This window comes from Corynebacterium sp. HMSC072G08, from assembly GCF_001809185.1.
GTDB lineage: Bacteria > Actinomycetota > Actinomycetes > Mycobacteriales > Mycobacteriaceae > Corynebacterium > Corynebacterium phoceense.
The window spans coordinates 16,551-41,380 of the sequence record NZ_KV796447.1 but is presented as its reverse complement, the minus strand read 5'-3'; the positions used below and the strand labels follow the sequence as shown (position 1 = coordinate 41,380).

General features: G+C 65.4%; 20 protein-coding genes and 1 pseudogene. 5 read left to right on the top strand and 16 right to left on the bottom strand.

Annotated elements, in window-relative coordinates; genetic code table 11:
• Positions 1 to 2 precede the first annotated feature (2 nt).
• From murG to HMPREF2559_RS09425, 12 genes are all read right to left on the bottom strand, one after another.
• Positions 3 to 1,103, bottom strand: coding sequence for an undecaprenyldiphospho-muramoylpentapeptide beta-N-acetylglucosaminyltransferase (gene murG / locus HMPREF2559_RS09480; RefSeq protein ID WP_066512312.1), 1,101 nt, complete (start codon positions 1,101 to 1,103; stop codon positions 3 to 5).
• A gap of 36 nt (positions 1,104 to 1,139) precedes the next feature.
• Positions 1,140 to 2,660, bottom strand: coding sequence for a peptidoglycan glycosyltransferase FtsW (locus HMPREF2559_RS09475; protein ID WP_082723305.1), 1,521 nt, complete (start codon positions 2,658 to 2,660; stop codon positions 1,140 to 1,142).
• Between the two features lie 312 nt (positions 2,661 to 2,972).
• Positions 2,973 to 4,379, bottom strand: coding sequence for a UDP-N-acetylmuramoyl-L-alanine--D-glutamate ligase (murD, locus tag HMPREF2559_RS09470; protein WP_066512304.1), 1,407 nt, complete (start codon positions 4,377 to 4,379; stop codon positions 2,973 to 2,975).
• 71 nt (positions 4,380 to 4,450) lie between these two features.
• Positions 4,451 to 5,557, bottom strand: a complete 1,107-nt coding sequence (gene mraY, locus HMPREF2559_RS09465; RefSeq protein WP_066492060.1) for a phospho-N-acetylmuramoyl-pentapeptide-transferase — start codon at positions 5,555 to 5,557, stop codon at positions 4,451 to 4,453.
• 128 nt (positions 5,558 to 5,685) lie between these two features.
• Positions 5,686 to 7,212 (bottom strand): UDP-N-acetylmuramoyl-tripeptide--D-alanyl-D-alanine ligase, encoded by a 1,527-nt coding sequence (gene murF / locus HMPREF2559_RS09460; RefSeq protein WP_066492054.1) that lies wholly within the window; start codon positions 7,210 to 7,212, stop codon positions 5,686 to 5,688.
• 108 nt (positions 7,213 to 7,320) lie between these two features.
• Positions 7,321 to 8,883, bottom strand: coding sequence for a UDP-N-acetylmuramoyl-L-alanyl-D-glutamate--2,6-diaminopimelate ligase (locus HMPREF2559_RS09455; protein ID WP_066492048.1), 1,563 nt, complete (start codon positions 8,881 to 8,883; stop codon positions 7,321 to 7,323).
• A 99-nt stretch (positions 8,884 to 8,982) separates the two neighbouring features.
• Positions 8,983 to 10,851, bottom strand: a complete 1,869-nt coding sequence (locus HMPREF2559_RS09450) for a peptidoglycan D,D-transpeptidase FtsI family protein (protein ID WP_066492046.1) — start codon at positions 10,849 to 10,851, stop codon at positions 8,983 to 8,985.
• A gap of 345 nt (positions 10,852 to 11,196) precedes the next feature.
• On the bottom strand, positions 11,197 to 12,081 hold the full coding sequence (locus HMPREF2559_RS13310) for a cell division protein FtsL (protein WP_230384055.1): 885 nt from the start codon (positions 12,079 to 12,081) through the stop codon (positions 11,197 to 11,199).
• Complete coding sequence (gene rsmH / locus HMPREF2559_RS09440) at positions 12,078 to 13,124, bottom strand: 16S rRNA (cytosine(1402)-N(4))-methyltransferase RsmH (RefSeq protein ID WP_066492044.1); 1,047 nt, start codon at positions 13,122 to 13,124, stop codon at positions 12,078 to 12,080. Before rsmH ends, HMPREF2559_RS13310 begins: the two co-directional genes overlap by 4 nt.
• Before the next feature lie 215 nt (positions 13,125 to 13,339).
• Positions 13,340 to 13,774, bottom strand: coding sequence for a division/cell wall cluster transcriptional repressor MraZ (gene mraZ, locus HMPREF2559_RS09435; RefSeq protein ID WP_066492033.1), 435 nt, complete (start codon positions 13,772 to 13,774; stop codon positions 13,340 to 13,342).
• Positions 13,775 to 14,311: 537 nt separating this feature from the next.
• Positions 14,312 to 14,704, bottom strand: a complete 393-nt coding sequence (locus HMPREF2559_RS09430) for a DUF3040 domain-containing protein (RefSeq protein WP_066492030.1) — start codon at positions 14,702 to 14,704, stop codon at positions 14,312 to 14,314.
• 205 nt (positions 14,705 to 14,909) lie between these two features.
• The gene (locus HMPREF2559_RS09425) at positions 14,910 to 15,338 is read right to left on the bottom strand and encodes an SAV_6107 family HEPN domain-containing protein (RefSeq protein ID WP_066492028.1); all 429 of its coding nucleotides are present in this window, start codon (positions 15,336 to 15,338) and stop codon (positions 14,910 to 14,912) included.
• Positions 15,339 to 15,630: 292 nt separating this feature from the next.
• Here HMPREF2559_RS09425 and HMPREF2559_RS09420 point away from each other — a divergent pair, with 292 nt between their 5' ends.
• From HMPREF2559_RS09420 to HMPREF2559_RS09410, 3 genes are read left to right on the top strand one after another with little or no spacing between them, the layout of a single operon-like run.
• Positions 15,631 to 16,251, top strand: coding sequence for a GNAT family N-acetyltransferase (locus HMPREF2559_RS09420; protein WP_068801921.1), 621 nt, complete (start codon positions 15,631 to 15,633; stop codon positions 16,249 to 16,251).
• A gap of 46 nt (positions 16,252 to 16,297) precedes the next feature.
• Positions 16,298 to 17,437 carry a polyprenyl synthetase family protein gene (locus HMPREF2559_RS09415; protein ID WP_066492025.1) on the top strand — a complete coding sequence of 380 codons (1,140 nt, stop codon included), beginning with the start codon at positions 16,298 to 16,300 and terminating at the stop codon, positions 17,435 to 17,437.
• Between the two features lie 48 nt (positions 17,438 to 17,485).
• Positions 17,486 to 19,018: an alpha-(1->6)-mannopyranosyltransferase A gene (locus HMPREF2559_RS09410; protein WP_070540513.1), complete on the top strand. Its 1,533-nt coding sequence runs from the start codon at positions 17,486 to 17,488 to the stop codon at positions 19,016 to 19,018.
• Here the strand turns inward: HMPREF2559_RS09410 and HMPREF2559_RS09405 are convergent.
• Positions 19,015 to 19,428 (bottom strand): Rv2175c family DNA-binding protein, encoded by a 414-nt coding sequence (locus tag HMPREF2559_RS09405; RefSeq protein WP_066492020.1) that lies wholly within the window; start codon positions 19,426 to 19,428, stop codon positions 19,015 to 19,017. The two genes, HMPREF2559_RS09410 and HMPREF2559_RS09405, sit on opposite strands and share 4 nt — an antisense overlap.
• 17 nt (positions 19,429 to 19,445) lie before the next feature.
• Between HMPREF2559_RS09405 and HMPREF2559_RS09400 the strand changes: the two genes are divergently transcribed.
• Positions 19,446 to 20,798, top strand: a complete 1,353-nt coding sequence (locus HMPREF2559_RS09400; RefSeq protein ID WP_070540494.1) for a protein kinase domain-containing protein — start codon at positions 19,446 to 19,448, stop codon at positions 20,796 to 20,798.
• 84 nt (positions 20,799 to 20,882) lie between these two features.
• On the opposite strand, the gene HMPREF2559_RS09395 is transcribed toward HMPREF2559_RS09400, so the two are convergent.
• The 3 genes from HMPREF2559_RS09395 to HMPREF2559_RS09385 all read right to left on the bottom strand — a co-directional run bounded on the left by HMPREF2559_RS09395 (position 20,883) and on the right by HMPREF2559_RS09385 (position 23,824).
• A complete protein-coding gene (locus tag HMPREF2559_RS09395; RefSeq protein ID WP_070540489.1) occupies positions 20,883 to 21,671 on the bottom strand; it encodes an endonuclease domain-containing protein in 789 nt (262 codons plus the stop codon).
• Positions 21,672 to 21,868: 197 nt separating this feature from the next.
• On the bottom strand, positions 21,869 to 23,260 hold the full coding sequence (locus HMPREF2559_RS09390; RefSeq protein WP_066492015.1) for a class II 3-deoxy-7-phosphoheptulonate synthase: 1,392 nt from the start codon (positions 23,258 to 23,260) through the stop codon (positions 21,869 to 21,871).
• A gap of 57 nt (positions 23,261 to 23,317) precedes the next feature.
• Positions 23,318 to 23,824 carry a polyadenylate-specific 3'-exoribonuclease AS gene (locus tag HMPREF2559_RS09385; RefSeq protein ID WP_066492014.1) on the bottom strand — a complete coding sequence of 169 codons (507 nt, stop codon included), beginning with the start codon at positions 23,822 to 23,824 and terminating at the stop codon, positions 23,318 to 23,320.
• Positions 23,825 to 23,883: 59 nt separating this feature from the next.
• Here HMPREF2559_RS09385 and HMPREF2559_RS13305 point away from each other — a divergent pair.
• Positions 23,884 to 24,747 (top strand): annotated as a pseudogene (locus HMPREF2559_RS13305) (glycosyltransferase 87 family protein); the annotation flags it as partial.
• Between the last annotated feature and the right edge of the window lie 83 nt (positions 24,748 to 24,830).

Below are 24,830 nucleotides of genomic sequence, written 5' to 3'. Positions count from 1 at the left end.
TCTTATACGTCCTTTTCTGCAGAAGCCTCAGCGGCGGTGATCTGTTCGGCGATGCGGCGAGCGATGGTGCGGGCGACGTCGCCCGCGGAGTTGGAAGCCACGGCGGTGCGCATGGCGTCGAGGCGAATGGGGTCCTCGAGAATCTCGCGCACGTGGTGCACGAGGAGCTCGGGGCTGAGATCCGCGTCCGCGATCTGCACGGCGGCGCCGGCGTCGACGAGGTGGCGCGAGTTGAGTGCCTGCTCGCCGTTGCCGTGTGGGAGCGGAATGTAGATGGCGGGCAGGTGCGCCGCGGAGACCTCCGCGACAGTCATGGCGCCGGAGCGGCAGATGACGAGGTCGGCGACGGCGAGCGCCCCGGCCATGTCTTCGATATACGGCAGTGCGGTGTAGCCGTCGTGCGCGGCGGGCGCGGCGTTCTTCTTGCCGTAGGCGTGAAGCACCTGGAAATCCTGGGTGAGGTCCGCGATGGCGCCCTCAACAGCGGCATTAATAGACGCTGCGCCCTGGGAGCCACCGGTGACGAGGATGACCGGCTTCTCCGCGGTGAGGTTCCACTTCGCGCGGGCAGCAAGGGCCGCGGCGCCTTCGCGGTCGACGGCAAGTGAGGGGCGCACGGGGATGCCGACGACCTCGCCGGGCATGCCGGAGCCGGCGGTCGCGTTGAGGCCGATGCCGCCGAGTTTCACACCCAGCTTGTTGGCGATGCCGGCTAGGGCGTTGGTCTCCAGCACGTAGAAGGGAATGCCGAGTGACTTCGCGGCGAGGTAGGCCGGGGCGGCGACGTAGCCGCCGGTGCCAAAGACAGCGTCCGCGTGGACGTCCTTGAGGACCTTGCGGGTCTGGGCGACGGCCTTGATGATCTTGAAGGGCAGCTTGGCCAAGTCCGCGTTGGGCTTGCGTGGGATAGGCACCGGGGTAATCATGCGCAGATCCACGCCGCGGGCGGGCACGATATCTCGCTCGAGGCCTTTCTCCGTGCCGAGGGCGGTAATGCGGGCGCCGTGCTCGGTGGCGAGCGCCTCGCCGACGGCCAACGCCGGTTCGATGTGACCGGCAGTGCCGCCACCTGCGATAACTACGGAAATGGACTGCGAATTCATGTCCTACAGGCTACCAGCGTGGGCGCGGGCCGGTCTCTAGCGGCGGCGCGTGCCGCGGCGAGAATCACGGCCGTCGGGGCCACCGGTGCGGGCACCGCGTCCGCCGCGTGCGGTGGGCTGCTCGCCGGCGCGGCGGCTCGTTGTGCGGCTCGTGACCGGGGCACCGAAGCGCGCGCGGTGGGACTGCTCACGCTCGCGGGCGCGAGCGGGGCGCTCGTGGGCGCCAGCGGGTACGGCAGGGCGCTCGGGACGGGCGTCGCGGGGGGCGCCGGAGCCATCGGCGCGGCGGCGGCCGCCGGTGCGCGGGGCGGCATCGGATGGCTCGGGCTCCGGTATCCACAGCAGACGGTCAAAGAGCGGGCGGCCGTAGTTCTGCATAGCGGAGACCTGCGCCGGCTCGTGGCGCGCAATATTGCACAGCAGGCCCATGGAACCGATGGTAATGATGGCGGCCGTACCGCCGGCGGAAATCATGGGCAGCTGGATACCGGTCACCGGCAGCAGGCCGATGACATACGAGATATTGAAAAAGGCCTGGGAAACAACGGCCGCGGTGAGCGTGCCGGCGGCAAGGCCTTGGAACTGGTTCTGCGCGCGCATGGCGGTGCGGAAGCCGAAGAAGCCGAGGAAGAAGAACAACGTGATGACGAGGAGACCGCCCCACAGGCCCATCTCTTCGCCGACGATGGCGAAGACAAAGTCGTTGCGTGCCTCCGGCAGGTAGAACCACTTGGCGCGCGACTGGCCCAGTCCCACACCCGTGAGCCCGCCGTCCGCAAGCGAGAGGAAGCCTTGGTAAGTCTGGAAGCCAGTGCCCTGCGTGTCCTGGATATTGCCCACGAGAGCATCGAAGTATGTATGGAAACGGTTCGAGCGATAGCCGCCGCCGGTAAAGAGCACCGCCACGCCGACGATCGCGAGGACGAGGATGAAGACGAACATCGACTTGTGCATGCCCGCGAAGAAGAGCGTGAAAATTGCAACGAGGGCAAAGGACATGCCCATGCCCATATCGCCCTGGGCGATAATGAGGCCGAACATGCCGAGCGCGACGACGGTGTATTGGACGAAGGGATCCTTGAAGTAGTCCCAGATGGTGCGCGGGTGGTACATGCCAAAGCGCTTGTCAGCGAGCAGATTCGCGCCGAAGAGGGCGATGGCGATACGGGCAATTTCCGAAGGCTGGATAGAAATGCCGGCGACGACGATCCACGACTGAGAGCCAACCTCCTCGCGGCCAGTGCCGACGGGGGTCAACACGAGGAGGAGCAGCGCGATGGCGAGCAAGAGCAGCCACACCGTCGCGGAGCGCCACTTGCGCGGCGGGATGCGCAGGCCTAACCAGAAGCAGAAGAGGCCGGCGATGACCATGACCGCCTGGCGCAGGGCCTGCTGCCACACGACGCCGTCTTCGGCCACGGAGGTTGCCATGGACGCGGAGTAGGCCATGAGCATGCCGATGCCCACGAGCGTGAGCACGCAGATGCGCAACATGAGGTAGTCCAGGCCCGGGCGCGCACCCGCGGCGGAAAACCAGCGGCCTATTGCCGCGCGCATGCCGGTGGGCTGCGCCGCGGTGCGAGGCGGCTGCTCGGTGGTGTGGGGACGCTCGGCGGTCCGAGTAGCAGATTGAGTGGCGGCGGGTGTCGCGCTGGCCTGTCCGCCGCGGCGCGTGCCGCGTGCCTGTGCCTTATTTGTCGCGCCCGTTGGTCGGCTCATACCTTGTGCTCCTTCGTCGCAGGTGTCGGCCTCGCGCCCCACGCGCCGCCGCGATGGCGCATTGATGGCGAGTGCGAGGGACACATCGGTGGTGTGCCTGAAGTTCCCGCTGTGATTGTTGTTCCTATTGTGCCCTACGCGCGGCAAAAATCAGGGAAGCGCCAACTCCCGCGCGGCGGCGGCGAACATATCGCCGCGTTGGCCCATGCCTTCATACATATCGAGCGAGGCCGCGGCCGGCGCGAGGAGCACCGTGTCCCCTACTTCCGCGCGAGCAACGGCGGCGGCGACGGCCGCATGCATCGCGGCCTGAGGCTCGGTCTTGTCGATGACGTCGACCGTGACGTGCGGGGCAAGCTCGGCCAGGGCCGCAGCGATCTCGGCGCGGTCGATGCCGAGGAGCACCGCCGCCTTGAGCTGCGCGCCGTGGTCGCGGATGAGCTGGTGGATATCAGCGCCTTTGAGCTGGCCGCCAGCGACCCACACGACGTGATCGAGCCCGGCGAGCGCGGCGTCGGCCGCATGCGGGTTCGTCGCCTTCGAGTTATCGATGAAGTCGATACCACCCGCGGAGTGCACGACGGCGCCGCGGTGGCCCGCGACGTGGTAGCTGGCCAAGCCCTCGGCGACGGACTCGGGTGCGGCACCGGCGGCGAGTGCGACGGCGGCGGCAGCGGCGGCATCGGCAAGCCCTGCATGACCGGCCGGCTCGATGCCGTCTGCGGTAGCGACGTCGACCTGTGCCCCACCGAGCGTGGAGACGAGGCGGCCATCGAGAATGCCAACCTCCTCGAGCGAGGGCTCGCCTGTGCTAAACGCGAGAACACGCTCGGCGAGGCGGCCCTCGGCACGCAGGCGCTGCGCGTAGTCGAGGACGGTGGCGTCCTCGCGGCCCACGACGCCGATGGGGCCGGTGAGCACCTTGGCTTTGCTCAGCGCGTAATCCTCGAAGCCACCGTGCCAGTCGAGGTGATCATCGGCGAGGTTAAGGAGAACGCCCACGTCCGGGGTGAGTTGGCTCGACCAATGAAGCTGGAAGGAGGAAAGCTCGGCGCAGAGCACGTCCACGCGCTCCTCGTCCGCGAGCGCGTCAAAGACGGAGACTCCGATATTGCCCACGGCGACGGCGCGGTGGCCGGTGCGCGTGGCGTCCGCCGCCATGATGGCAGCGAGCATGCCCGTGGTCGTCGTCTTGCCATTGGTGCCGGTGACGACGAGCCACGTGCGGGCCGGGCCAAAGACCTGCGCATGGTCAAGGCGGTAGGCCAGCTCTACGTCGCCGATGACCTCGCGGCCAGCTGCTGCCGCCGCGACGAGCAGTGGCGAGTCCGGGCGCCAGCCCGGGGAGGTCACCACGATGTCAAAGTCCGCGACAGTCTCCGTGGCCTGCGCGACCGAGACAGATGCCACGCCATCAGGCAGTTGCGCGAGGTGCTCCGCGTTGTCGTCGGCGACCGTGAGCTGGGCGCCCAGAGTGTGAAGCAAGCGCGCGCAGCCCAGGCCGGACACGCCCGCGCCGGCAATGAGGACGCGGCCTTGGAGTTCGGAGGGAAGCATGAAGAAACGACAACCTTTCTGGGGATACATAAAAAGCACCGCGCGAGCGGTGCTTTTCAGTCTAGGAGTAGTTAGAGGCCCATTCCGGCCTTGACAAGCCAATCGCCGTAGAAGATACCGACGCCGGCCATCGCGGCCATGGCGGCGAGCAACCAGAAGCGCACGACCACGGCAGTCTCCGGCCAGCCACCGTTTTCGAAGTGGTGGTGGATAGGCGCCATGCGGAAGAAGCGCTTGCCCGTGGAGTGGAAGACGATGATCTGGATGGCCACGGAGGCGACCTCAATGACGAAAAGGGCACCGATGATGATCATGAGCAGCTCCGTCTTTGAGGTGACGGACAGGCCAGCGACGAGACCGCCGAGGGCCAGCGAGCCGGTGTCCCCCATGAAGATCTTGGCGGGAGCGGCGTTCCACCACAGGAAGCCCAGGCAGCCGCCCAGGCCCGCGGCGGCGAGTACGGCGAGGTCGAGCGGGTCACGGACCTCATAGCAGCCCGCCGTGAAGTTGGCGCTGCAGGAGTTACGGAACTGCCAGAACGTGATGACGGTGTAGGCACCCATGACCAGCGCGGTGGAACCAGCGGCGAGGCCGTCGAGACCATCCGTAAGGTTCACCGCGTTCGACCACGCGGCAATAAGGATGTACATGAACAGCAGGAAGATGATGGTGCCCACGATGACAGGGCCGAAGGCGACGTCGATCGTATCGATGTCGCGGATGAACGACAGGTGCGTCGAGCCCGGGGTGAGGCCGTGGGAATCCGGGAACTGCAGGACCAACAGACCGAAAGCGAGAGCGAGGGCAGCCTGGCCCACGAGCTTGGCTGTCTTATTGAGGCCCAGATTGCGGTGTTGGAAGAGCTTGATGAAGTCATCGGCAAAACCGAGGGCGCCCAGGCCGAGCGTGAGGCCGAGGACGAGCAGGCCCGAGGCCGTGAAACCAGCATGGCCGGTGGCCACACCGTAGGCGCCCGCGGCGAGGTAGCCCAAGACGATGCCCGCGATGATGGCGATGCCGCCCATCGTCGGCGTGCCGCGCTTGCGCAGGTGCGACTTGGGGCCGTCCTCGCGAATTTCTTGTCCCTTGCCCGCATTCGAGAAGTAGCGGATCAGCTGCGGCGTTAGGAAAATCGCCACGAGAAAGCTGACTACTCCCGCGATCATTATCTGAGTCACGTCTTCTGGGGTCCTTCTAGTTGTTCAAACGAATAGCATCGGTGCGAGGGGCACAGCGGCGCAAGCGGACTCGCGCCACGCGGCGAGGGAAACGCCGCGTTTTCCGGAGGATGAGGCGGATCTAGGGGTTAGGCAAGCAGTCCGTCGGCCACGCGCCACAACGCCTGCGCGTTGGAGGCCTTGGCCAAGACCACATCCTTTGCGGTACGGGCCGCCCAGTCCACCGCGCCCTGGGGCGCGCGGCGCAGGATGGCGTCGACCACGGTGATCGCCTCATCAATTTCACCGACCACAGTAGTATTTATACCCTGCTCACGCGCGGCGTCCGCCATCGCCCGGCAGTTGGCGCTCTCCCCCACGACCACGAGGTGGTCAATGTGGTACTTGGCCAGATCGCTGACGATGCCCCTGTGTGCGGCCTCGGCTTCTTCCCCCAGCTCGCCCATCTCGCCGAGCACAGCGATGGAACGGGCGTCCGGGCGTGAGGAGGTCGTGTACCCCAGCGCCGCGATGGCGGCGGACATGGAATCCGGATTCGCGTTGTACGCGTCGTCGATGATGGTGACGCCGTCGGCTCGGGTGCGCACGTCCATGCGGTGGGCCGAGGCGTTGCGGTGGCCTTCGAGCGCGCAGGCGATGTCCTCGATCTCCATGCCGGCGGCTTGGGCCGCGGCGACGGCCGCGAGCGCGTTAGAGACCTGGTGGCGGCCGAAGACCTGGAGGGTAATGCGGCGCGGTTCGATACCCGGTGCATGGAGTGTAAAGGTCGGACGCGCGATGTCGTCGAGCACGATATCCGTCGCCACGTAGTCCGCGCCTGGGGCGGGCGGGGTCGCGGCCGAGTAGGTCACGACGCGGGCCTGCGTGCGCGGGGCCATGCCCGCCACGAAGTCATCGTCCGCGTTGAGGACGGCAACGCCCCCGTCGGCTGCCGCAGGCAGGGACTCGACGAGTTCGCCCTTGGCCTTCGCGATATTCTCACGCGAGCCGAACTCGCCCAGGTGCGCGGTGCCCACGTTGAGGACGACGCCGATCTTCGGCGTCGCGATGGTGGCCAGATGCGCGATGTGTCCGATGCCGCGCGCGGACATCTCCGCAACGAGGTACTGCGTCTGTGGATCGCAGCGCAGCGCGGTGTATGGGTGGCCGATCTCATTGTTGAAGGAACCGGGCGGCGCGATGGTGGGGCCATCGGCGCGCAGCACGGTGGCGATGAGGTCCTTCGTGGAGGTCTTGCCAGCAGAGCCGGTAATACCCACGATGGTGAGCCCAGTTTCCGACTGGAGGCGACGCGTCACCGCGCGGGCGAGCGCCGAGAGCGCCTCGACGACGGCGGCCGCGGAGCCGTCCTCGTCATGGGCGTAGATATCGGCGTTCGCGCCGTCGCCCTGCTTGCGGCCATGCGGCTCGACGACGATGGCGGGCACGCCCACGGGACGTGCGCCGAGCACCGCGACGGCGCCTTGGGCAAGGGCTTTCTCGGCAAAGTCATGGCCGTCCACGCGGGCGCCGGGGAAGGCAAGGAAGAGCCCGCCTGGGGCAACCTTGCGCGAGTCGAATTCCACGAAACCAGTGACCTTGGCCTGCGGATCCTCGACGCGGTCAAGCCGTCCGCCCGTAATATCCGCGATCTCCTGCAGTGTTAGTTCAATCATGCTGTCACAGTCCTCGTACTCACTTCTGTCCCTCTTCCTTGACTTTCAAGATCTCACTGCTTCTGCTGTGTGGCTGCTGAATTTCTGCGGTGCCTGCGTCTGCATAGTTTAAGCTCCGAGCGTGCCTGCTTGTTTCTCCTCGAGGGCGCGTGCGAGCTCCTCGCGGTCGTCAAAGTGGTGGGTCTCGGTCCCGATGATCTGGCCGACCTCGTGGCCCTTGCCTACGACGATGACGGCGTCGCCCGGTCCGGCCCACGCAACGGCAACGTCGATAGCTGCGGCACGGGAGCCTTCCTCGCGGACGTCGACCGCGCGCGAGGCAGCATTCGCGCCTTCGCGTGCGCCGTCGAGCACCGCCGCGCGGATGATGGCGGGGTCTTCGGTGCGCGGATTATCGTCCGTGACGACAACGAGGTCCGCGCGCTCAGCGGCGTTGCGGCCCATAATGGGGCGCTTGGCTGAGTCGCGGTCGCCGCCGGCGCCGACCACGACGCCGATGCGGCCGGTCTCGCCCAGCTGCGTGCGCAGCGTGTCGAGCACCGCCGCGATGGCCGCTGGCTTGTGGGCGTAGTCGACGACGGCGATGAAGTCCTGTCCGCGGTCGATGCGTTCCATGCGCCCTGGCACGGCAACCTCGCTCATGCCCTCGACGAACGCCGGAACCTCGACGCCCACCGCAGCAGCAAGCCCCGTGGCCAGCGCCGCGTTGGCGATATTGAACTCGCCCGGCATGGGCAGGCAGAACTCGAGGCTCTCACGGTCGGCGCGCTCGCGCAGCCCCGCTGCGAAGTCGAAACGGACCTGCTGTGCGCCCGTGGGCTCGACGCCAAGCTGGCGCGCGGTGATTTCCGAGGTCTCCTCGCCCGCCTGCTTGGTCGTCACCGTATCCGTGGGCAGACGGTGCGCACGGGCGCGTTCAGCCATGCGCTCACCCCACGAGTCGTCGACGCAGATGACGGCGCGTTCCGCCGCACCTGGGCCGTCGAAGAGGAGCGCCTTCGCGTCGAAGTAGTCCTCCATCGTCGGGTGAAAGTCGAGGTGATCCTGGCTCAGGTTGCTAAAGCCAGCTGCCGCAAAGCGCGTGCCCTGGACGCGGCCCAGGGACAGCGCGTGGGAGGAGACCTCCATGACGACGTGCGTCACGCCCTTGTCGCGCATAAGCGCGAAGAGCTCCTGGAGCTTCGGTGCCTCCGGCGTGGTGAGCTTCGTGGGCACCGACTCGCGATTAATCCGCGTGCCCGTCGTGCCAATGAGCCCTACCGAGTAGCCCGCATGCAGCAGGCCCGTCTCCAGCAGGTAGCTCGTGGTCGTCTTTCCCGAGGTACCCGTAATACCGATGACAGTGAGCTCGTCCGTGGGATGTCCGTAGACCTCCGCAGCAATGGTGCCGAGGACAGCACGGATGTCGTCGACGATGAGCAGCGGGCGGGACTCCCCTGCGGCCTGCAGGATGTCGCGACCGGCGGCATCGGAAAGAATGGCGGACGCCTGCGCCTGCGCGGCGTACTGGGCTCCATGGGTGCGGGTGCCCGGCAGCGCGGCGAAGAGACCGCCAGCGGTGACGGCACTCGAGTCGAGGCTCACGGAGTCAATGACGGTCGTGCCGTCGCCTTCCAAGGTGGCCTTCTCCAGGCCTGGCAGCGCCAAAAGCTGCTCTACAGTAACGCTCATAACTCCTACGGTACCTTCTCTTTCTGCCCCATCCGGGGCCCTGCCGCGTGTCGCGTCCAGCGTCAAACGCTGCCGTGCCTGCTGCCTGTAGTACTGCCTTTACTGCTGGCGGAGCACAAGCGGCTTGGCCTCCGGTGACGGCGGGATATTGTCGCGCGCGATGAGCCACTCGGCGATGTCCTTGAACACCGGCGCGGCGGACTGTCCGCCCGAGCCGTTGTCGTTGACGCCCGACTGCGGGCGGTCGAGCATGATGGACACGACGAAGCGCGGCTCATCCGCAGGCGCTATGCCAGCAAACGTAATCCAGTAATTCGAATTGGAGTACGCACCGGTCTCCTCGTCGACCTGCTGGGCCGTGCCCGTCTTGCCGGAGAGCTGGTAGCCCTCAATGTCATTGCCCTGGGCTGTGCCGTTTTGGTAGCCCTGCGGGTCCGACTGGAACACGGCGCGGAACATGTCCACGACGGTCTTGGCGGTCTCCGGGCTCACGACCTGCGTATGCTTCGGCTCGTCTTGCTTGATCTCATCGCCCTCGGCGGTGGTCATCTTCGCCACGATGCGTGGCTCGATGCGCTCGCCGCCGTTCGCGAGGGTCTGGTAGACGCTCGCGAGCTGGAGCGCCGTCCACGACATGCCCTGGCCGATCGGCAGGTTGGCGAAGGTGCCGCCAGACCACTGGGATTGGTCTGGGACGATGCCCGCAGACTCATTAGGCAGCTCGACGCCGGTGACCTGTCCCAGGCCGAAGGCCTCGAGGTACTCGGCGAATTTTTTCTGGCCGAGCTTCTCCGCGAGCATGAGCGTGCCCACGTTGGAGGACTTACCGAAGATGCCCGTCGTGGTGTACGGCTCGACGCCGTGCTGCCACGCGTCGGCAACCGTGACGCCAGCCATGTCGATGCTGCCCGGGACCTGGTGGACTTCCTCCGGGGTCGTGAGGCTTTCCTGGATGGCGGCCGCGGCGGTAATGATCTTGGCTACCGACCCCGGCTCGAAGGGGTAAGAGATGGACTTGTTTTCAAAGTCCTTGCCCTCTTCGAGCTGCTTATCGATGTCCTTATTCGGGTCGATGGTGCCGGTATTCGCCATGGCGAGGACCTCGCCCGTCGCCGAATCCAGGACGACGGCTTGACCGCCCTTCGCCTTGGAGTTGCCCACGGCCTTCTCCAGCTTTTGCTGGACGAAGGTCTGAAGGTCCAGGTCGAGGGTGAGCTCGATGCTCATGCCGTCCTGCGCCTCCGTCTGGTCACGCAACGTGCCCGGGATGGCCTGGCCGTCCGCGGAGACGTCCTCCGTCGAGCGGCCATCACGGCCGGCCAGCTTGCCGTCGCTCGAAGCCTCCAGACCAAACTGGCCGGTGCCGTCCATGGACACCTTGCCCACCACGTTTTCTGCGATGGAGCCGTTCGGGTACTGACGGATGGCTTGGTGGTCCGCGGCGACGCCGTGGTACGTGTTGGCAATCTCAACGGCAACGTCCGGGTCCACGTTGCGCACGAGGACCTCATACTGCGTATCCGCCTTGAGCTTTTTCAGAATGTCCTTGGCGTCGACGCCCTCAATCTCGCGGCCGGCGTCCTTAATCTTCTGCGGAATGCCGGAGGCCATGTCCTGCAGGCGCGCAGCGACGCGGTCATCGACCTTGTCCTTCAGCGCCTTCTCGTCCAGGCCGTCAGCAGAGCCGTCCTGGTACATGGTGTTTTCTTCTTGCTGAGCAAGCTCCTCACGCAAGCGCGTGGGCGAGACGGTCAACGACCGGGCTTGCATGGTGTACGCGAGCATCTGGCCCTCGTGATCCGTGATGGTGCCACGCCGGGCAGGATCGATGTACACGCGCTGGCGCTGCGCGACTGCCTGATCCGCAAGCGCTGGGCCCCACTTGAGCTGCACCCAGCCCAAGCGTCCACCAATAACCACCGCGGCGAGAATGAGCACGGCCATGACCTGGCGCACGCGGTGGCGCATAAGGGTGGCTTGGTCCTTGCGGACATTCGCTTTCCTCCGCGCCGCATCGCGGCGGGACTGGGCCTGTTGAAACTCGCGACGTCCCTGTGGCACCTGTTGTGGCCTATGCTGTGCCGCACCACCGCGCGAGGTGTGCTGCGCAGACGGGCGTCCACCGCGTGTACGGCGGGACCCGCGGCCCGCGCCGCCGCGGGAATTCGACGAATTCGACGGAGTCACCAGTTTCTTTCGCCACCTGTCTATCACTGAACTGCCATTAACGTCTGCGCCGCGTTGTTCTGCTTGGTAAATACAGAAAACGCGCGGGCATGCACCCGCGCATTAGCGTGCCTTAAGCCAACCGGATTAGTTGGTCCGACGCGCCGCGTAGGGCGCCTGGTAAGCCTGCTGGCCTTGCGGAGCCTGCACGGACTGCGTTCCTTGCGGGACCGCGTTGAGGTTGCCGTTGACATCCTCGGTCTCGTTCGGGTCGCTCGATGCCTGGCCCGGTCGAACCGGCGCACCGTTGACATCGATAATAGAGTCCGTTTCCGGTTCTGCCGGGCGGCGCTCGGCAATGTCGCCGTTTTCTTGGACCTCAACGATTCCCGCCTGGGCCGGAACACCCATGGAATCTTCCGCGGCGCGGCGCGCCACGTCCGCCGAGGAACGCACGTCCTCGAGGTCACGATTGAGGGTCTCAAGTTGATTGTCCAGCGTGTTCTCTTGGACGGAAAGCTGCTGAATCTTGAAGGTCTGCGCTGTGGACAGGCCGGAGAGCCCCATGGCGATAAACACGCCGCCGAGCAGCAGCGCGAGCGCGTAGAACGAGGTCTTCGCAAAGGGGCTGACGCGCTGGACGGTGCCAATGCGGCGGCCGCGGTGCGTGAGCACCTGCTGGGAGCCCACGCGCTGCGGACGGCCCTTGCGCACGCGCGGCGCCGGCGACGTTCGCGAAGGAAGCAGTGCAGTCTTCGCACCGCCATCTTCCGCGGACAAACGCTCGGTGCGTTGCGGCGCAGTGGTCATTCCGCGCTCGAAGCGCAAAGAACGCGCGCGGCCACCACGGCGCCGCGGGGATTCGCTGCGCGTGGAGACGCCACGATCTTCAACCAGGGTCGCGGTCTGACCCCAGCGCTGGTCGTTGGCTGCAGTGTAGTCCCTGCTCGCGCCCATGGTCTGCGGTGCCTTTCTCGTGCTCGTGGTCATGTGGTTGGTCTCGGTGGTGTGCAGTCGGTCTGTCCGGCTCATCGCCGCCCTCCCTCGCGGACGGGTTCCGGCCCGTGGAAGGAAAGTTCGCCGTCGAGGCGTTCCAGCGCCCGCACGCGGACGGAAGCTGCGCGGGAGTTCTCAGCAATCTCCGCTTCGCTCGCCTTCTCCGACCCACGCGTGATGACGGTGAAGTGGGCCGCGGTGCCCGGCAGATCCATGGGCAGCCCCGGCGGCGTGGTGGACGTGGACAGCTCCTTGAACGCTGCCTTCACAATCCGGTCCTCGAGGGACTGGTAGCTCATGAAGACCGCACGCCCGCCCACGCGCAGGGCATCCGTCACGACGGGAATAACCTGCTCGATGGCCTCCAGCTCTCGGTTGACCTCCACGCGCAGCGCCTGGAACGTGCGCTTCGCCGGGTGCCCACCGGTGCGACGCGTCGCCGCCGGGATGGTGGCGTAGAGCAGCTCCACCAGGCGCGCGGACGTGGTGAATGGTTCCTTCTCGCGCTCGCGCAGGACCGCCGAGGCAATCTTGCCAGCGAAGCGCTCGTCGCCGTAGGTCTTGAGAATACGCGCCAACTCGCCATGCGAGTACGTGTTGAGCACGTCCGCGGCCGTCACGGGCTGGGACGGATCCATGCGCATGTCCAGCGGTGCGTCCGTACGGTACGCAAAGCCGCGCTCCACCTGGTCGAGCTGCATAGACGAGACGCCCAGATCAAAAAAGCCGGCCGCCAAACCGTGCTCACGCGCCGTCTCAAAGACAGGCCCCTCGCCTGCCGCAATGGCCGCGCCCAAGTCATCGAAGCGGGCATTCACGCCCACGAAACGCTCGCCGAAACCGGCCAGCCGCTCCCGTGCCGCCGCCAAAGAAGCCGAGTCGCGGTCGACGCCCACAACGCGCAGCTGCGGGAACGTCTTCAGGAAATACTCCGTGTGTCCGCCAGCACCCAGGGTGCCGTCGACAAGTACGGCGGTCTCCCCCGCGGCTTCGACAGCCGGCGCGATGAGCTGCGCCATGCGTTCGCGCATGACTGGGACATGGCCGTGATTAGCCAGGATGTCGTAGTTCTCGGTCATTTCGGGCCGTGCCCCCTTTCCTACCGCGTCGTCTCGTGTGACGTGTGGACCGTCAGCCCGCTTAAAAGATTGTGTGAAATTTTTAAGCTGTAGACGTTATAAAGAAAGTGCGTATAGAGCCCTGTCCGAGGCAGGTTTCTGATATCGGGGAAGTACACCAGAGCATCCACCTCGGGCAGAGTCCTTACACGCACTGTGAAGTTCTGCAATCCGCCTTACAACAAGCCAGCAAGGACATCGTCCGCGTCGCCTGCCGAGTAGGCATCTTCAGTTGCGGCCTGATACTCAGCCCACTTGGCTGCGTCCCAGATCTCAAGGAAATCCACGGAGCCAATCACGACGCATTCCTTGGTCAGGCCTGCATAGTCGCGATGTGCCGCCGAAAGGGTGATGCGACCGTTTCCATCGGGACGCTGTTCATCCGCACTCGCAGCGAGATTACGAATGAAGGCACGTGCCTCCGGGTTGGTGCGCGAAACAGCTGCCGCCTTCCGAGCCCGCTGTGCGAACTCTTCCCGCGGATAGACCGCCAAAGAGTGATCCTGCCCCTTCGTCACCATGAGCCCGCCAGCCAAGTCCTCGCGGAACTTCGCCGGGAGCGTGAGCCGCCCTTTGTCATCGAGCTTCGGAGTGTAGGTTCCCAGAAACATCCCGGGCCCACCTTCCTAATTCTCGAGAACTCCGGTTCCTCTCGTGATGGTCCTTCAGGCCGTGTGCGCGACCCTCCGTTCCACCGCTGCGCCCCACTCTACCCCACTTTCCCCCACCATCAACACCGCAAGCCCCGTGTTTCATCGTTGTAATTATAAAAACCCCAGGCAGACGGCAAATTTTTCGGTGGGGCAAATTCCCGTGCCCCACCCACATCGCCCCCACTTCTCTCCCCCACGCCCCATGCACACCACCTTGCCCACTAGCTTCCCGATACCACCCGTCCCCCACTCCACCTGCGCCTTTCCTGTTCTCTCACTACAGCGCCGACGTCTCTACAGCGCACCGCCACATAGAGTTTCCGCCGTGCACGGGCCTGGGTGGGGCAAAGTGGAGAATGGTGGTCACCAGGGGGCGCAGTGGGTGAAAGTGGGGCGTCGTGGCCTCCGCCCCCTGCCCCGACCACAAAACGGCATAAAAAATCCCGGCCCCTCACCAGAAGTGATGGGGCCGGGCGAAAAGTCCAGAAGCGGGAACTAGCGCTCGAAGCGGCTGCGGAACTTATCTTCCATGCCGCCAGACTGAGGATTCCGCTTTGGCGCCTTCTGCCATGCGCCGCGCGCCGAGGTCTTTGCCACCGAGCTCACGTTCGCGTCGCCGCGGAGCATCCACACACCCGCACCGAACATGACGAGGAAGCCAACGATAGACAGCGCGACGAACCACAACGACATCTGCGCCAGCGCCACACCGCCAACAAGAAGAACAAGGCCCACTACGACGAGCGCGACGCCACGCAACGTGACGTGGCCCGTCGCCCCTTCGGTAGCGGAGGCCTCCGTGACTGCAGCACTAAACTTTGGATCATCAGCCATCAACGACTGCTCGATTTCACGAAGTGTGCGCATTTCCTGTTCAGACAGAGACACAGCTTCCTCCTGCGGATCAAATTAGGGGCCAAAAGTGGGTTTCTACCTAGTCCAACGTCCAGAGTATCGGGTTAGTTCCCGAAACCCCATTTCCGTTTAGCAGCTCACACCCACGCCACAGGATGGAGCGTCAGGCACCGCAATAATACGTGCACCCGACCGCCCGCCACGCAACTCAACAGAGCGTGCAGCAGGCAACACAACCTTAGGCTGCGAACGGCAGCGCGTCGTTTCCATCCACCACGGCGAGGAACTCGCCCACCAGAGCCATAAGCTCCAGCACGACCTCCGGCTCCACCGAGTCATCGAGACCCGAGATGACGCGCGAGCGTGTGCGCGAGTAGGCCTTCAGCTTGTCCGCCCACTCCTGAGCATCCTCGCCCACGAGCGCCAGACGCTCCCACGCGCTCGACGGCAGACGCTTGCGCTTGGCCACGCGCGAACTTGCAACCCACGCGCCAGCGGTACGCAGTGCCGCCTGATAGACGAATTCGAGCGCCTCCTCGTACTTTCCGGCGGAAGCCTCGACACGGGCACGGTCAAGCAAGTCATAGCCCTGGGCCAGGAAGCGCACACGCTTACCAGCCTTTCCAGCATCCGCAAACCTCGTAGCGGCGGAGATGATCTGTGCCATGATACGACTTCCTCTCTTTCTTACGCGCCGTGGATATTTCTGATTATTCGGTTCTCCACATTCGAACCATCCGGGCTTGTATGACGCACACTCTACGAACCGTCCGAACATCTACTCCACATTTTAGTGCACATGTTCGAATGGATCAAGGGTTTCCACTGGCCACTTTCGAATTAGGCTCGCCGATGTTCGAAATTCTGGGGACTCGCGACACCGCCGCGGCAGCGACCGTGCGGACGAACCGCCGCACCCCTTGTTCACTCCGTCGCGGGAAGTTTGATTCCATAGAGACGTGACCTTTACCATCCGCCGTCTGCGTGCCACGGAATTCGCGTTATACGTGCCCGTACTCGTCAATATCCATGTCGAGGCCATGGGCTACCCCGACTCCGTCATGCCCTATCGCATCGATGCGTGGCGGCGCGACTGCATCCAGCCCGGCTTTACCGCCGTCATCGCAGAAGACGAGGACGCTATCGTAGGCCTCGCCTACGGCTTCCTCGGCAACTCGAGCACGTGGTGGGACCGCCAGTTGCGCATGGGGCTGCAAAGCCAGCGTGATCTCACGGACGACGATTGGGACCTCGTGCGCCACTACTTCGAGGTCGCCGAGATCCATGTGCTTCCCGCTGCTCAAGGTCAAGGATTAGGCCGCACGATGCTCAATGAACTCGTCCGCGACGTCTCCGCACGCTACGCGCTGCTGTCCACGCCCGAGGTTCCGGATGAGGCCAACCGCGCGTTCGGGCTCTACCGTGCCGCCGGTTTCTACGACGTCATGCGCAACTTCCACTACCCCGGCGACGACCGTCCCTTTGCCATCCTCGCTGCCCGGCTCCCGCTCGAGGGAGCGCCCGAGACCTATCCCGGGACCAACACAGACGGCCCCGAACCGGACGCGCCCGCCCGCTAGGCCACTATCGCCAATTCGGCCTTGGCCACACGGTAGGGTGTTCACTGTGAATAACGCAGCACATGCCACTCCAGCTTCCCCGCACGGCGCAGGCCGCGGCACGGCCACGCCGTCTTTCGAATCGGTCCCGGATGACGTCCGCGGCGCGCTCGATGCCTTCTTAACCAGTCGCCGTAGCGACATCGCGGCCATCGGCCAGCCGGTCGTCGACGCCGTCTCCTTCCTCGAGTCTTTCGTGCTCGACGGCGGCAAGCGCATTCGCCCGCTCTACGCCTGGGCTGGCTTTGTCGGCGCGGGCGGCCTCGACAAGGCCGAGGAGGATCCTGCCGCCATGCTGCGCGCGGCGAGCTCCCTCGAGTTCATTCAGGCGTGCGCGCTCATCCACGACGACATCGTGGACGCCTCCGATACCCGGCGCGGCAATCCCACCGTCCACCGCTCGCTGGAGAAGCTGCACCGCGACCACAACTGGCGCGGCGACTCCGCGCGCTACGGCGAGTCCGCAGCCATCCTCGCCGGCGACATGGCGCTCGTATGGGCCGAAGACATGTTGACGGACTCTGGCCTTTCCGCCGCGGCCCTTCAGCGCGCCCGCGCCCCGTGGCGCGGCATGCGCACCGAGGTCATCGGTGGCCAGCTCCTCGACATCAACTTGGAGGCCACGAACAGCGAGTCCATCGAGCTTGCCGAAAACGTCAACCGCTTCAAGACGGCGGCGTATACCATCGAGCGCCCGCTCCACCTCGGCGCGGCCATCGCCGGCGCCACAAACAAGCTCATCGCCGCTTTCCGCGGTTACGGCCGCGACATCGGCATCGCGTACCAGCTCCGCGACGACGAGCTCGGCGTCTTTGGTGATCCGAAGGTCACCGGCAAACCCGCCGGCGACGACCTGCGCGAAGGCAAGCGCACCGTCCTCCTCGCGCTCGCGCTCCAGCATGCCGATGCCGCCGATCCCACCGCCGCAGCCACCCTCCGCCGCCTCGTCGGCCAGACCGACGATCCTGACGATATCGCCCGCATGGCCCAGATCATCGCAGACTCCGGCGCACGCGAGCAGCTGGAAGAACGCATCACGCGGCTCACGGCTTCCGGCCTTCAGCACCTGCAGTCGGCGAATGTCGCGCCCGAGGTCACCGAGATACTCGAGCGCCTCGCGCACAAGTCCACGGCTCGTAAGAGCTAAGGGCGGTCTCCTCGCATGAGCGTCGCACACGCGTCCGCCGCAGAACCCATGCCTGCGTCCGACGGCGCATCTCAGCCGTGGTGGCGTAATCCTTTGTGGGTTGGCATCGCCGCCACCGTCATCCTGTGGGCCGCGTCCTTCGGCGGCGGTGCCGTGCGCAGTCGCGGCGGCGCGCTCGAGGCCCTCGGCCTGTCGTTTATCGCGTTCGGCCACGGGCGCAACCTTTCGATGCTTCTGTTCTGGGTAGGCATCTTCGCGCTCGTCTACGCCTGGGTCCTTGCCGGGCGGCACCTCGTCGCACCGACCTTGCGCGCCCAGGACCGCCAGCTTGCCGAGCCTGTCGTTCCCCGCGTCCAGCGCCTGCTGTGGTGCTGGGTCATCCCGCTTCTCTTCGCCGGGCCCCTCGCCTCACGCGACGTGTACTCGTATCTCATGCAGGGCGCCATGGTCCGCGACGGCTTCAACCCGTACGAGCAGGGCGCCGCCGCCAACCCCGGCCCGTATTTGCTGGAGGTCTCCCACGACTGGCGCAACACCACCACGCCCTACGGCCCGCTGCACCTGTGGACCGGCGACATCATTACCTCCGTCGTCGGCGACAACGTGGCGGCTGGCGTCATCGCCTACAAGGTCGTCTCCGTCCTCGGCTTCGCGCTCATTGCCTGGGCCGTCCCTCACATCGCCCGCGCACTCGGCGGCAATCCAGCACTCGCCCTGTGGCTGGGTGTGGCCAATCCCGTCATGCTCATCCACCTCATCGGCGGCATGCACAACGAGTCCGTCATGGTGGGCCTCGTGAGCGTCGGCCTCGTCCTCGCGCTGCGCAAGCGCTTCCTCGCGGCCATCGCGCTCGTCGCCGGCGCCACGGCTCTCAAGGTCACGGCGTTCTTCGCCATGCCGTTCATCCTGTGGATCTTCATCCACGCGTTCGCCCCGCGACCCCGTGACAACTGGTTAAAGCCCATCGCGGCAATCCTCGGTGGCGGCGTACTCATCGTCGTCGAGTCCATCGCCGTCGTCGCCGCCATCACGTGGGCCTCCGGTTCCTCATGGGGCTGGCTGTCCGAAATCACCGGCAACTCAAAGGTCATCAACCCGCTCGCCGCCCCCACCCTGGCAACAGACATCCTCGTGCCCATCATGCAGGTCTTCAGCCCCGATGTCACCTACAACGGGGTCCTCGGCGTCGCGCGCACCATCTCCATGGCGCTCATGCTTCTCGGGCTCGTCGTGGTGTGGTGTCTGTCCTACAAGGACCGCCGCGCGGCCGTGCTCGGCATGGCCGCCGCCTACTGCGTGGCCTTCGTCTTCAACTCGGTGACGCTGCCGTGGTATTACGCGTCCGTCATCTCCGTAGCCGGCGTCGCGCGTCCCCCGCGCTGGATGATGAAACTCGCCACGGCCGCCAGCTTCTTCGTCGCCGTGTCCTTCTCCGGCGACGGCAACCACCAGCTCTACAACTGGTGGTGGGTCATCGCTGCCGCCATCGCGGCCTGGTGGTGCGCAGAGTGGATCTTCCAGGACACGCCCCGCGGCGCAGCGCTGACAGCGGCACCGGAACCGGCGGCATCGGCAAGCTAGAACGCCGAGGCCTGCGCGCGGCGAATGACTTCGCGCGCAAGGTGGCCGTGGAGGCCATCGATGGGACGGCCCGGCAGGGACTCGTCCTCGGTGAAGAGGTGGACGAGAATCTCGTCATCCGTGTAGCCACCGTCCGCGAGCACCGTAATGCAGCCCGAAACGTACTTGGATACTGCGTCCTTCTCATTGAAGAAAGCCTCCGGAACCCAGCGCTTGCCTTCGGCGTCGCGGTACGCCAGAAGCTTGTGCGCGTGCAGCAGGTCATGGACGCGCGTGACGGCGATGCCAAGCTTGTCCGCGACCTCGGGCATGGTGAGCAGTTTTTCGTCCGCCAGCAGGGCGGCGAGCTGAGAATTTGCGTCATTAGTCACGCGCTCTACCTTAACGCGTTCGACTGTTCGCAGGGACATCGGCCATACTGGAACGCATGAGTACTTTGGCCGTAGGCGACATTCTGGACGGACGCTATCGCATTGACCGTCCCATCGCGCGCGGCGGCATGTCCACCGTGTACCGCTGCGTCGACCTCCGCCTCGGTCGTGCGGTGGCCGCCAAAGTCATGCACGAGCACCTTGCTGGTGACCCGATTTTCCAGCAGCGTTTCCGCCGTGAGGCCCGCGCGATGGCGCAGCTGTCTCACCCCAACCTCGTGGCGATTCACGACTTCTCCGCGGACGGCGATCCTGTCTTCCTCATCATGGAGCTCATCACCGGCGGTACCTTGCGCGAGCTCCTCGCCGAGCGTGGCCCCATGCCCCCGCACGCTGCCACGGCCGTGCTGCGCGCCGTCCTCACGGGGCTGTCCGCCGTCCATGCGCGCGGGCTCGTCCACCGTGACATCAAGCCTGATAACGTGCTCATTAATGCCGATCACCGCGTAAAACTCGGCGACTTCGGCTTAGTACGTTCCTCCAACGCGCAAGCGACGAACGACCACATCGTGGGCACCGTCTCCTACCTCGCGCCGGAGCAGGTGACGGGCGAAGATATCACGCCAGCCACGGACGTCTACTCCACCGGCATCGTCGCATATGAGCTGCTTACCGGCGACGTTCCTTTCTCCGGCGACACTCCTATCGCGCATGCGACCTCGCGTCTCAACGCGGACGTCCCGGCGCCGTCGTCGCGTATCGACGGCATTCCCCCGCTCTTCGATGCCCTCGTCGCCAGCGCCACCGCCCGCGCGCCCGAGGAGCGGTTCACCGACGCTGCAGAGTTCCTCGCCGCACTCGACGATGTCGCCGCGTCCTTGGAGTTGCCGGCCTTTACAGTTCCGGTCCCCCAGAACTCGGCGGCGGCGCGCACGGCGGCGCAGCCCACGGACTTCACGGGCGTGCGCAGCGACGATGTCTTCGAGCCAACCCGCACCCTGCCTGCTGACACGACCGAAGTACTAGGAAATCCAGCCGAGGATCCCACGACGGTCATGGCCCCAGAGCCCCTGCCCGAGGACGAGCACCCGCGCTTGAGCTTCGAGACCAAGCTCGACATGCCCACGCAGCACTCGGTCGCTGCTCCAGTTGAAGCACCGCTACCCCAGCCCACGTTTAACACGCCCGCACCCGCGCCCTCCTATGAGGCGACTGCCCGCCACGAGCCCGAAGAAGTCGCCACCGCCGTGGAAGAACCCGCGCCGCAGGTCTACTCGAACCGCTCTGGAGTCGTGTTCGGGTTGTGGCTCGCTGCGGTCGCGCTCGCAGCGCTGGCCGTGGGCGTCGGCGGATGGTGGTTTGGCTCCGGCGACTACGGCACCATCCCCGTGTTCTGGTGGCCGATGTAACGTCTCCTCTGGCTTAGCGGATTTCAGAACAACGAAGCACCCAAAACTGCGCGGTTTTGGGTGCTTCGTTGTTCTGAAATCCAGCTAATCATTCTGAAAATAGCGGTGCCACTTCCACGGGCCGGGGACATAGTTGCGTTTATCTTCGACGATGGCCTTCACTTGATTGACCGCAACGTTTAAGTGGTGTTCGATAGTGGCCGCGGTGAAGTGCAGCGCGCGCCAACCGCGGTGGACCGCGTCGTTGAGCTTCTGTCGGTCGATCTCGAAGCGCTGCACGCCCACGCCCTTGTGATACTGATAGCCGTCGACTTCGATGGCGATCCTCTCGGCCTCGAGCACGAGATCCCACCGATAGGGGCCGATATCCACGTTGTTGAGGACCTTCAGTCCAGCATCGCGTAGTCCCTGCGTGAGCCGCTTTTCTGGAACGCTATCCGTGCCGATGAACGCGTGGGCAAGGATATCCCGTGTGCGCGCTGGCATGCGGCCAAGGCAGCGCTCCCACATCGCGAGGTTCTCGCGCGCAGAACGTCCGCGGAAAAATCGCTCCACAAAGTCAACGCCATGCTCCACGGGCATAATTTCGAGCGCCTGGAGCGGGTTGCAGGCACGGACGTATCCCAGAGAAAAGGCCGCGTTGGGTCGTGCGCGGCGCGCCTCGTAGTAGGGACTCGCCCCTACCGCGGATGCGCGCATGACTCGCAGCGGAAAAGTCAATGGGCTTCCCAGGTACAGCTGTGCCGTGCTGTAGCCGTCGAGCGCCAGCCTCTCGTCACGGAAGCACAGGAGTTCCGCAAGGTCATAAGGCCTCGGCTCGTCGCGAAGATAAAGCCCGCGCATGACGCGAATGGCCTCTCCCCAGTTGACCATGCCCACGAGTTCTTTCGTGTCATACCCCGATAGTGGCTCCAACATATCTCCCCCATGAGATCCCTCCGAATGATGAAGCCAACGCTATCCCAGCCTGGTGGGGTCGGCAACCGGACCGGATTTCAGAACAACGAAGCACCCAAAACTGGCAGGTTTTGGGTGCTTCGTTGTCGTGAAATCCGGCTCACACAGCGCCGTTACTGGTGGCGGAGCATCTCCGCGACGAGGAAGGCGAGCTCGAGGGACTGCTGCGTGTTCAGGCGCGGGTCCACGAAGGACTGGTAGCGGCCCGGCAGATCGACCTCGGTGATGTCCTCAGCTCCGCCGAGGCACTCGGTGACGTCCTCGCCGGTGAACTCGAGGTGGATGCCGCCCGGGTGGGTGCCCAGCTGGCGGTGGACCTCGAAGAAGCCCTGGACCTCGTCGATGATCTTGTCGAAGTGGCGCGTCTTGTAGCCGTTGGAGGCGGTGAAGGTGTTGCCGTGCATCGGGTCGGACTGCCAGACGACCTTGTGGCCGGATTCTTCGACGGCCTTGACAACGGGCGGCAGGACGGTACGAATCTTGTCGTAGCCCATGCGCACGATCATCGTAAGGCGGCCGGGCTCGCGCAGCGGATCGAGCTTCTCCGCGTAGTCGACGGCCTGCTCCGGGGTAACACCCGGGCCGAGCTTGATGCCGACTGGGTTGCCAATAAGCGCGGCGAAGTTAACGTGGAAGTCGTCGATACCGCGGGTGCGCTCGCCAATCCAAACCTGGTGAGCCGAGAGATCGTAGAGCTTGGTCTGGCCATTGGCGTCCTTGCCCAGGCGCAGCATGGAGCGCTCGTAGTCGCGCAGGAGCGCCTCGTGCGAGCAGTAGATGTCCGCTGCACGCAGGACCGTGTCGTCCACGCCGCAGGCCGTCATGAAGTTAAGGCCGTTTTCAATCTCGTTGGCCAGCTGCTGGTAGCGCGCACCGGCGGAGGAATTGGCGACGAACTCGCGGTTCCACTCGTGCAGGCGGTAGAGATCCGCCGTGCCGGAGGACGTGAGCGCGCGGATGAGGTTCATCGCGGCCGAGGAGTTTGCGTAGGCACGAATCATGCGGGCCGGATCGTGCTTGCGGGCCTCTTCGTTGTTCTCCACGCCGTTGACGATGTCGCCGCGGTAGCTGAGCAGGCCCTCGCCGTCGATGTCCGAGGAACGCGGCTTCGCGTACTGGCCAGCAATACGGCCGAGCTTGACCACCGGGGTCGAGGCGCCGTAGGTGAGCACGACGGCCATCTGCAGCAGGGTCTTGATGTTGCCGCGGATGTGCGGCTCGGTGTTGGACTCGAAAGTCTCGGCGCAGTCGCCGCCCTGGAGCAGGAAGGCCTTGCCCAAGGCGACATCGGCCAATTGCTTCTTCAGGTTTTCGATCTCAGGGGCCACGACGATGGGCGGCACAGACTCAAGGATCTTGCGGACGTTGTCCGCCTGGGCCTGGTCCCAGCTGGGCTGTTGCTTCGCGTCGCGGGAGATGACGTCCTGGAAGGCCTCCTCGATACCATCAGGCAACGGCGGGAGATCTGGCAGGGCTTCTTTAGGGATATCTACTGTCCAACTCACCCCGCCATTATGACACATGGTGCGGAAATAGAAACTATAAACTGGCAGTTACATTCGCTAGAGCACGCGGTTGCCAGGCGACAGCGGCAGCGCCTCCATGCAGGCGTGGAACTTCGCGAGGTTGTGGCGCGCGTCCACGAGTGCGTCGTGGTTGCCGTCCGGTACCGGCGGCAGCGCGGGGCGTCCGGCGAATTCCCAGTACTGCTTGAGCTCGCGGGTATAGCGCGGAATCTCGCGCGGCAGCGCCGCCATATCGCCCCAGAGCTGGGCCACGAGCACGTGGTCGTAGTCGCCCACCCACGCCCACAGCTGCGGCGGGGTGGGCGCGCTGGTGAGGAACTCGAGAACCTCCTCACGGATGCGTGCCGCCGAGCGCCACACCTTGTCCGAGGGGCTGGGCAGCTTGTCCAGCACGTGCTCGCGCACCCACGGGTTAGCGCGCGCCGGATCAAAGTCTGTCGACACCGCGTAGTATTCGCGGCCGTCCTCGGCCACGATGCCGATGGAGACCAACTCGATGGTCTGGCCGTCCTCGATAAACTCGGTGTCGTAGAAGTATCGCACGCTAGCCACTCTAGCCTGCGAATTCGGCCGCGCCCGCGTTGGGGCTAAGATTCCCATTCATGATAGTCCTCGCCTGGCTGGCGCTCGCTGCAGCTCTTCTCTTCGCCACCGTCGACGCCGGGGCGCTGCTGCGCGGCGAGGGCCTCGCGTGGCACCACCACATCGATCTCCTCGTCTACCAGGCAGGCGGGCACGCGGCCCTGAGCGGCGAGACCTACTACGACCAGGTCTTCGCCGTGGACGGCACGCAGCTGCCGTTTACCTATCCCCCATTCGCCGCGCTTGTCTTCACACCCCTCGCGCCGCTGCCGTGGCAGCTCGCCGCGTTGGCGTGGAATGCAGCGACTCTCGCAGCGCTGTGGTGGTGCATTCGTCTCCTCGTCCGCGACCCACGCACCGCTCTCCTGCTCACCGCGGCCGCCGCGTGGACCGAGCCACTCACCGAGAACCTCTCCTTCGCGCAGATCAATGTGTTCCTCGCCGCGCTCGTGCTTTCCGATGCCCTCTTTATCTCCGTCCATCCCTCCCCCAGCGTCGCACGGTGGCGCGGGTGGCTCACCGGCGTGGCGATGGCCATCAAGCTCACTCCGGCGGTCTTCCTCGCCTACTTCTTTGCCAGGCGCGACTGGCGCGGCGTGGCTGGGGGCATCGGAAGCTTCGTGGCGTGCTCGGTGGTGGGACTGCTGCCGCGTCCAGAGAACTCGGTGGAGTATTGGACCGCGACGCTGCGCGACTCGGAAAGGATTGGTGCCTTGGCGTATGCGGGCAATCAGTCTCTGCGGGGATTCGTGGAGCGGCTAGGCCTCGGCGAGGGCTGGTGGCTCATGGGGGTCGCGGTTCTAGGCGTTGTGCTCGCAGTCGCGCTCTTTATCCGGCTGCGCGAGCCAGCGGCGCTCGTTCTCGTCACGTCGCTCGCGGCCCTGCTGGGCTCGCCGGTGTCGTGGTCGCACCACTTCGTGTGGTGTGTACTCCTCGCGGTCTTCTTTACGGCGCGGCAGAACTGGTG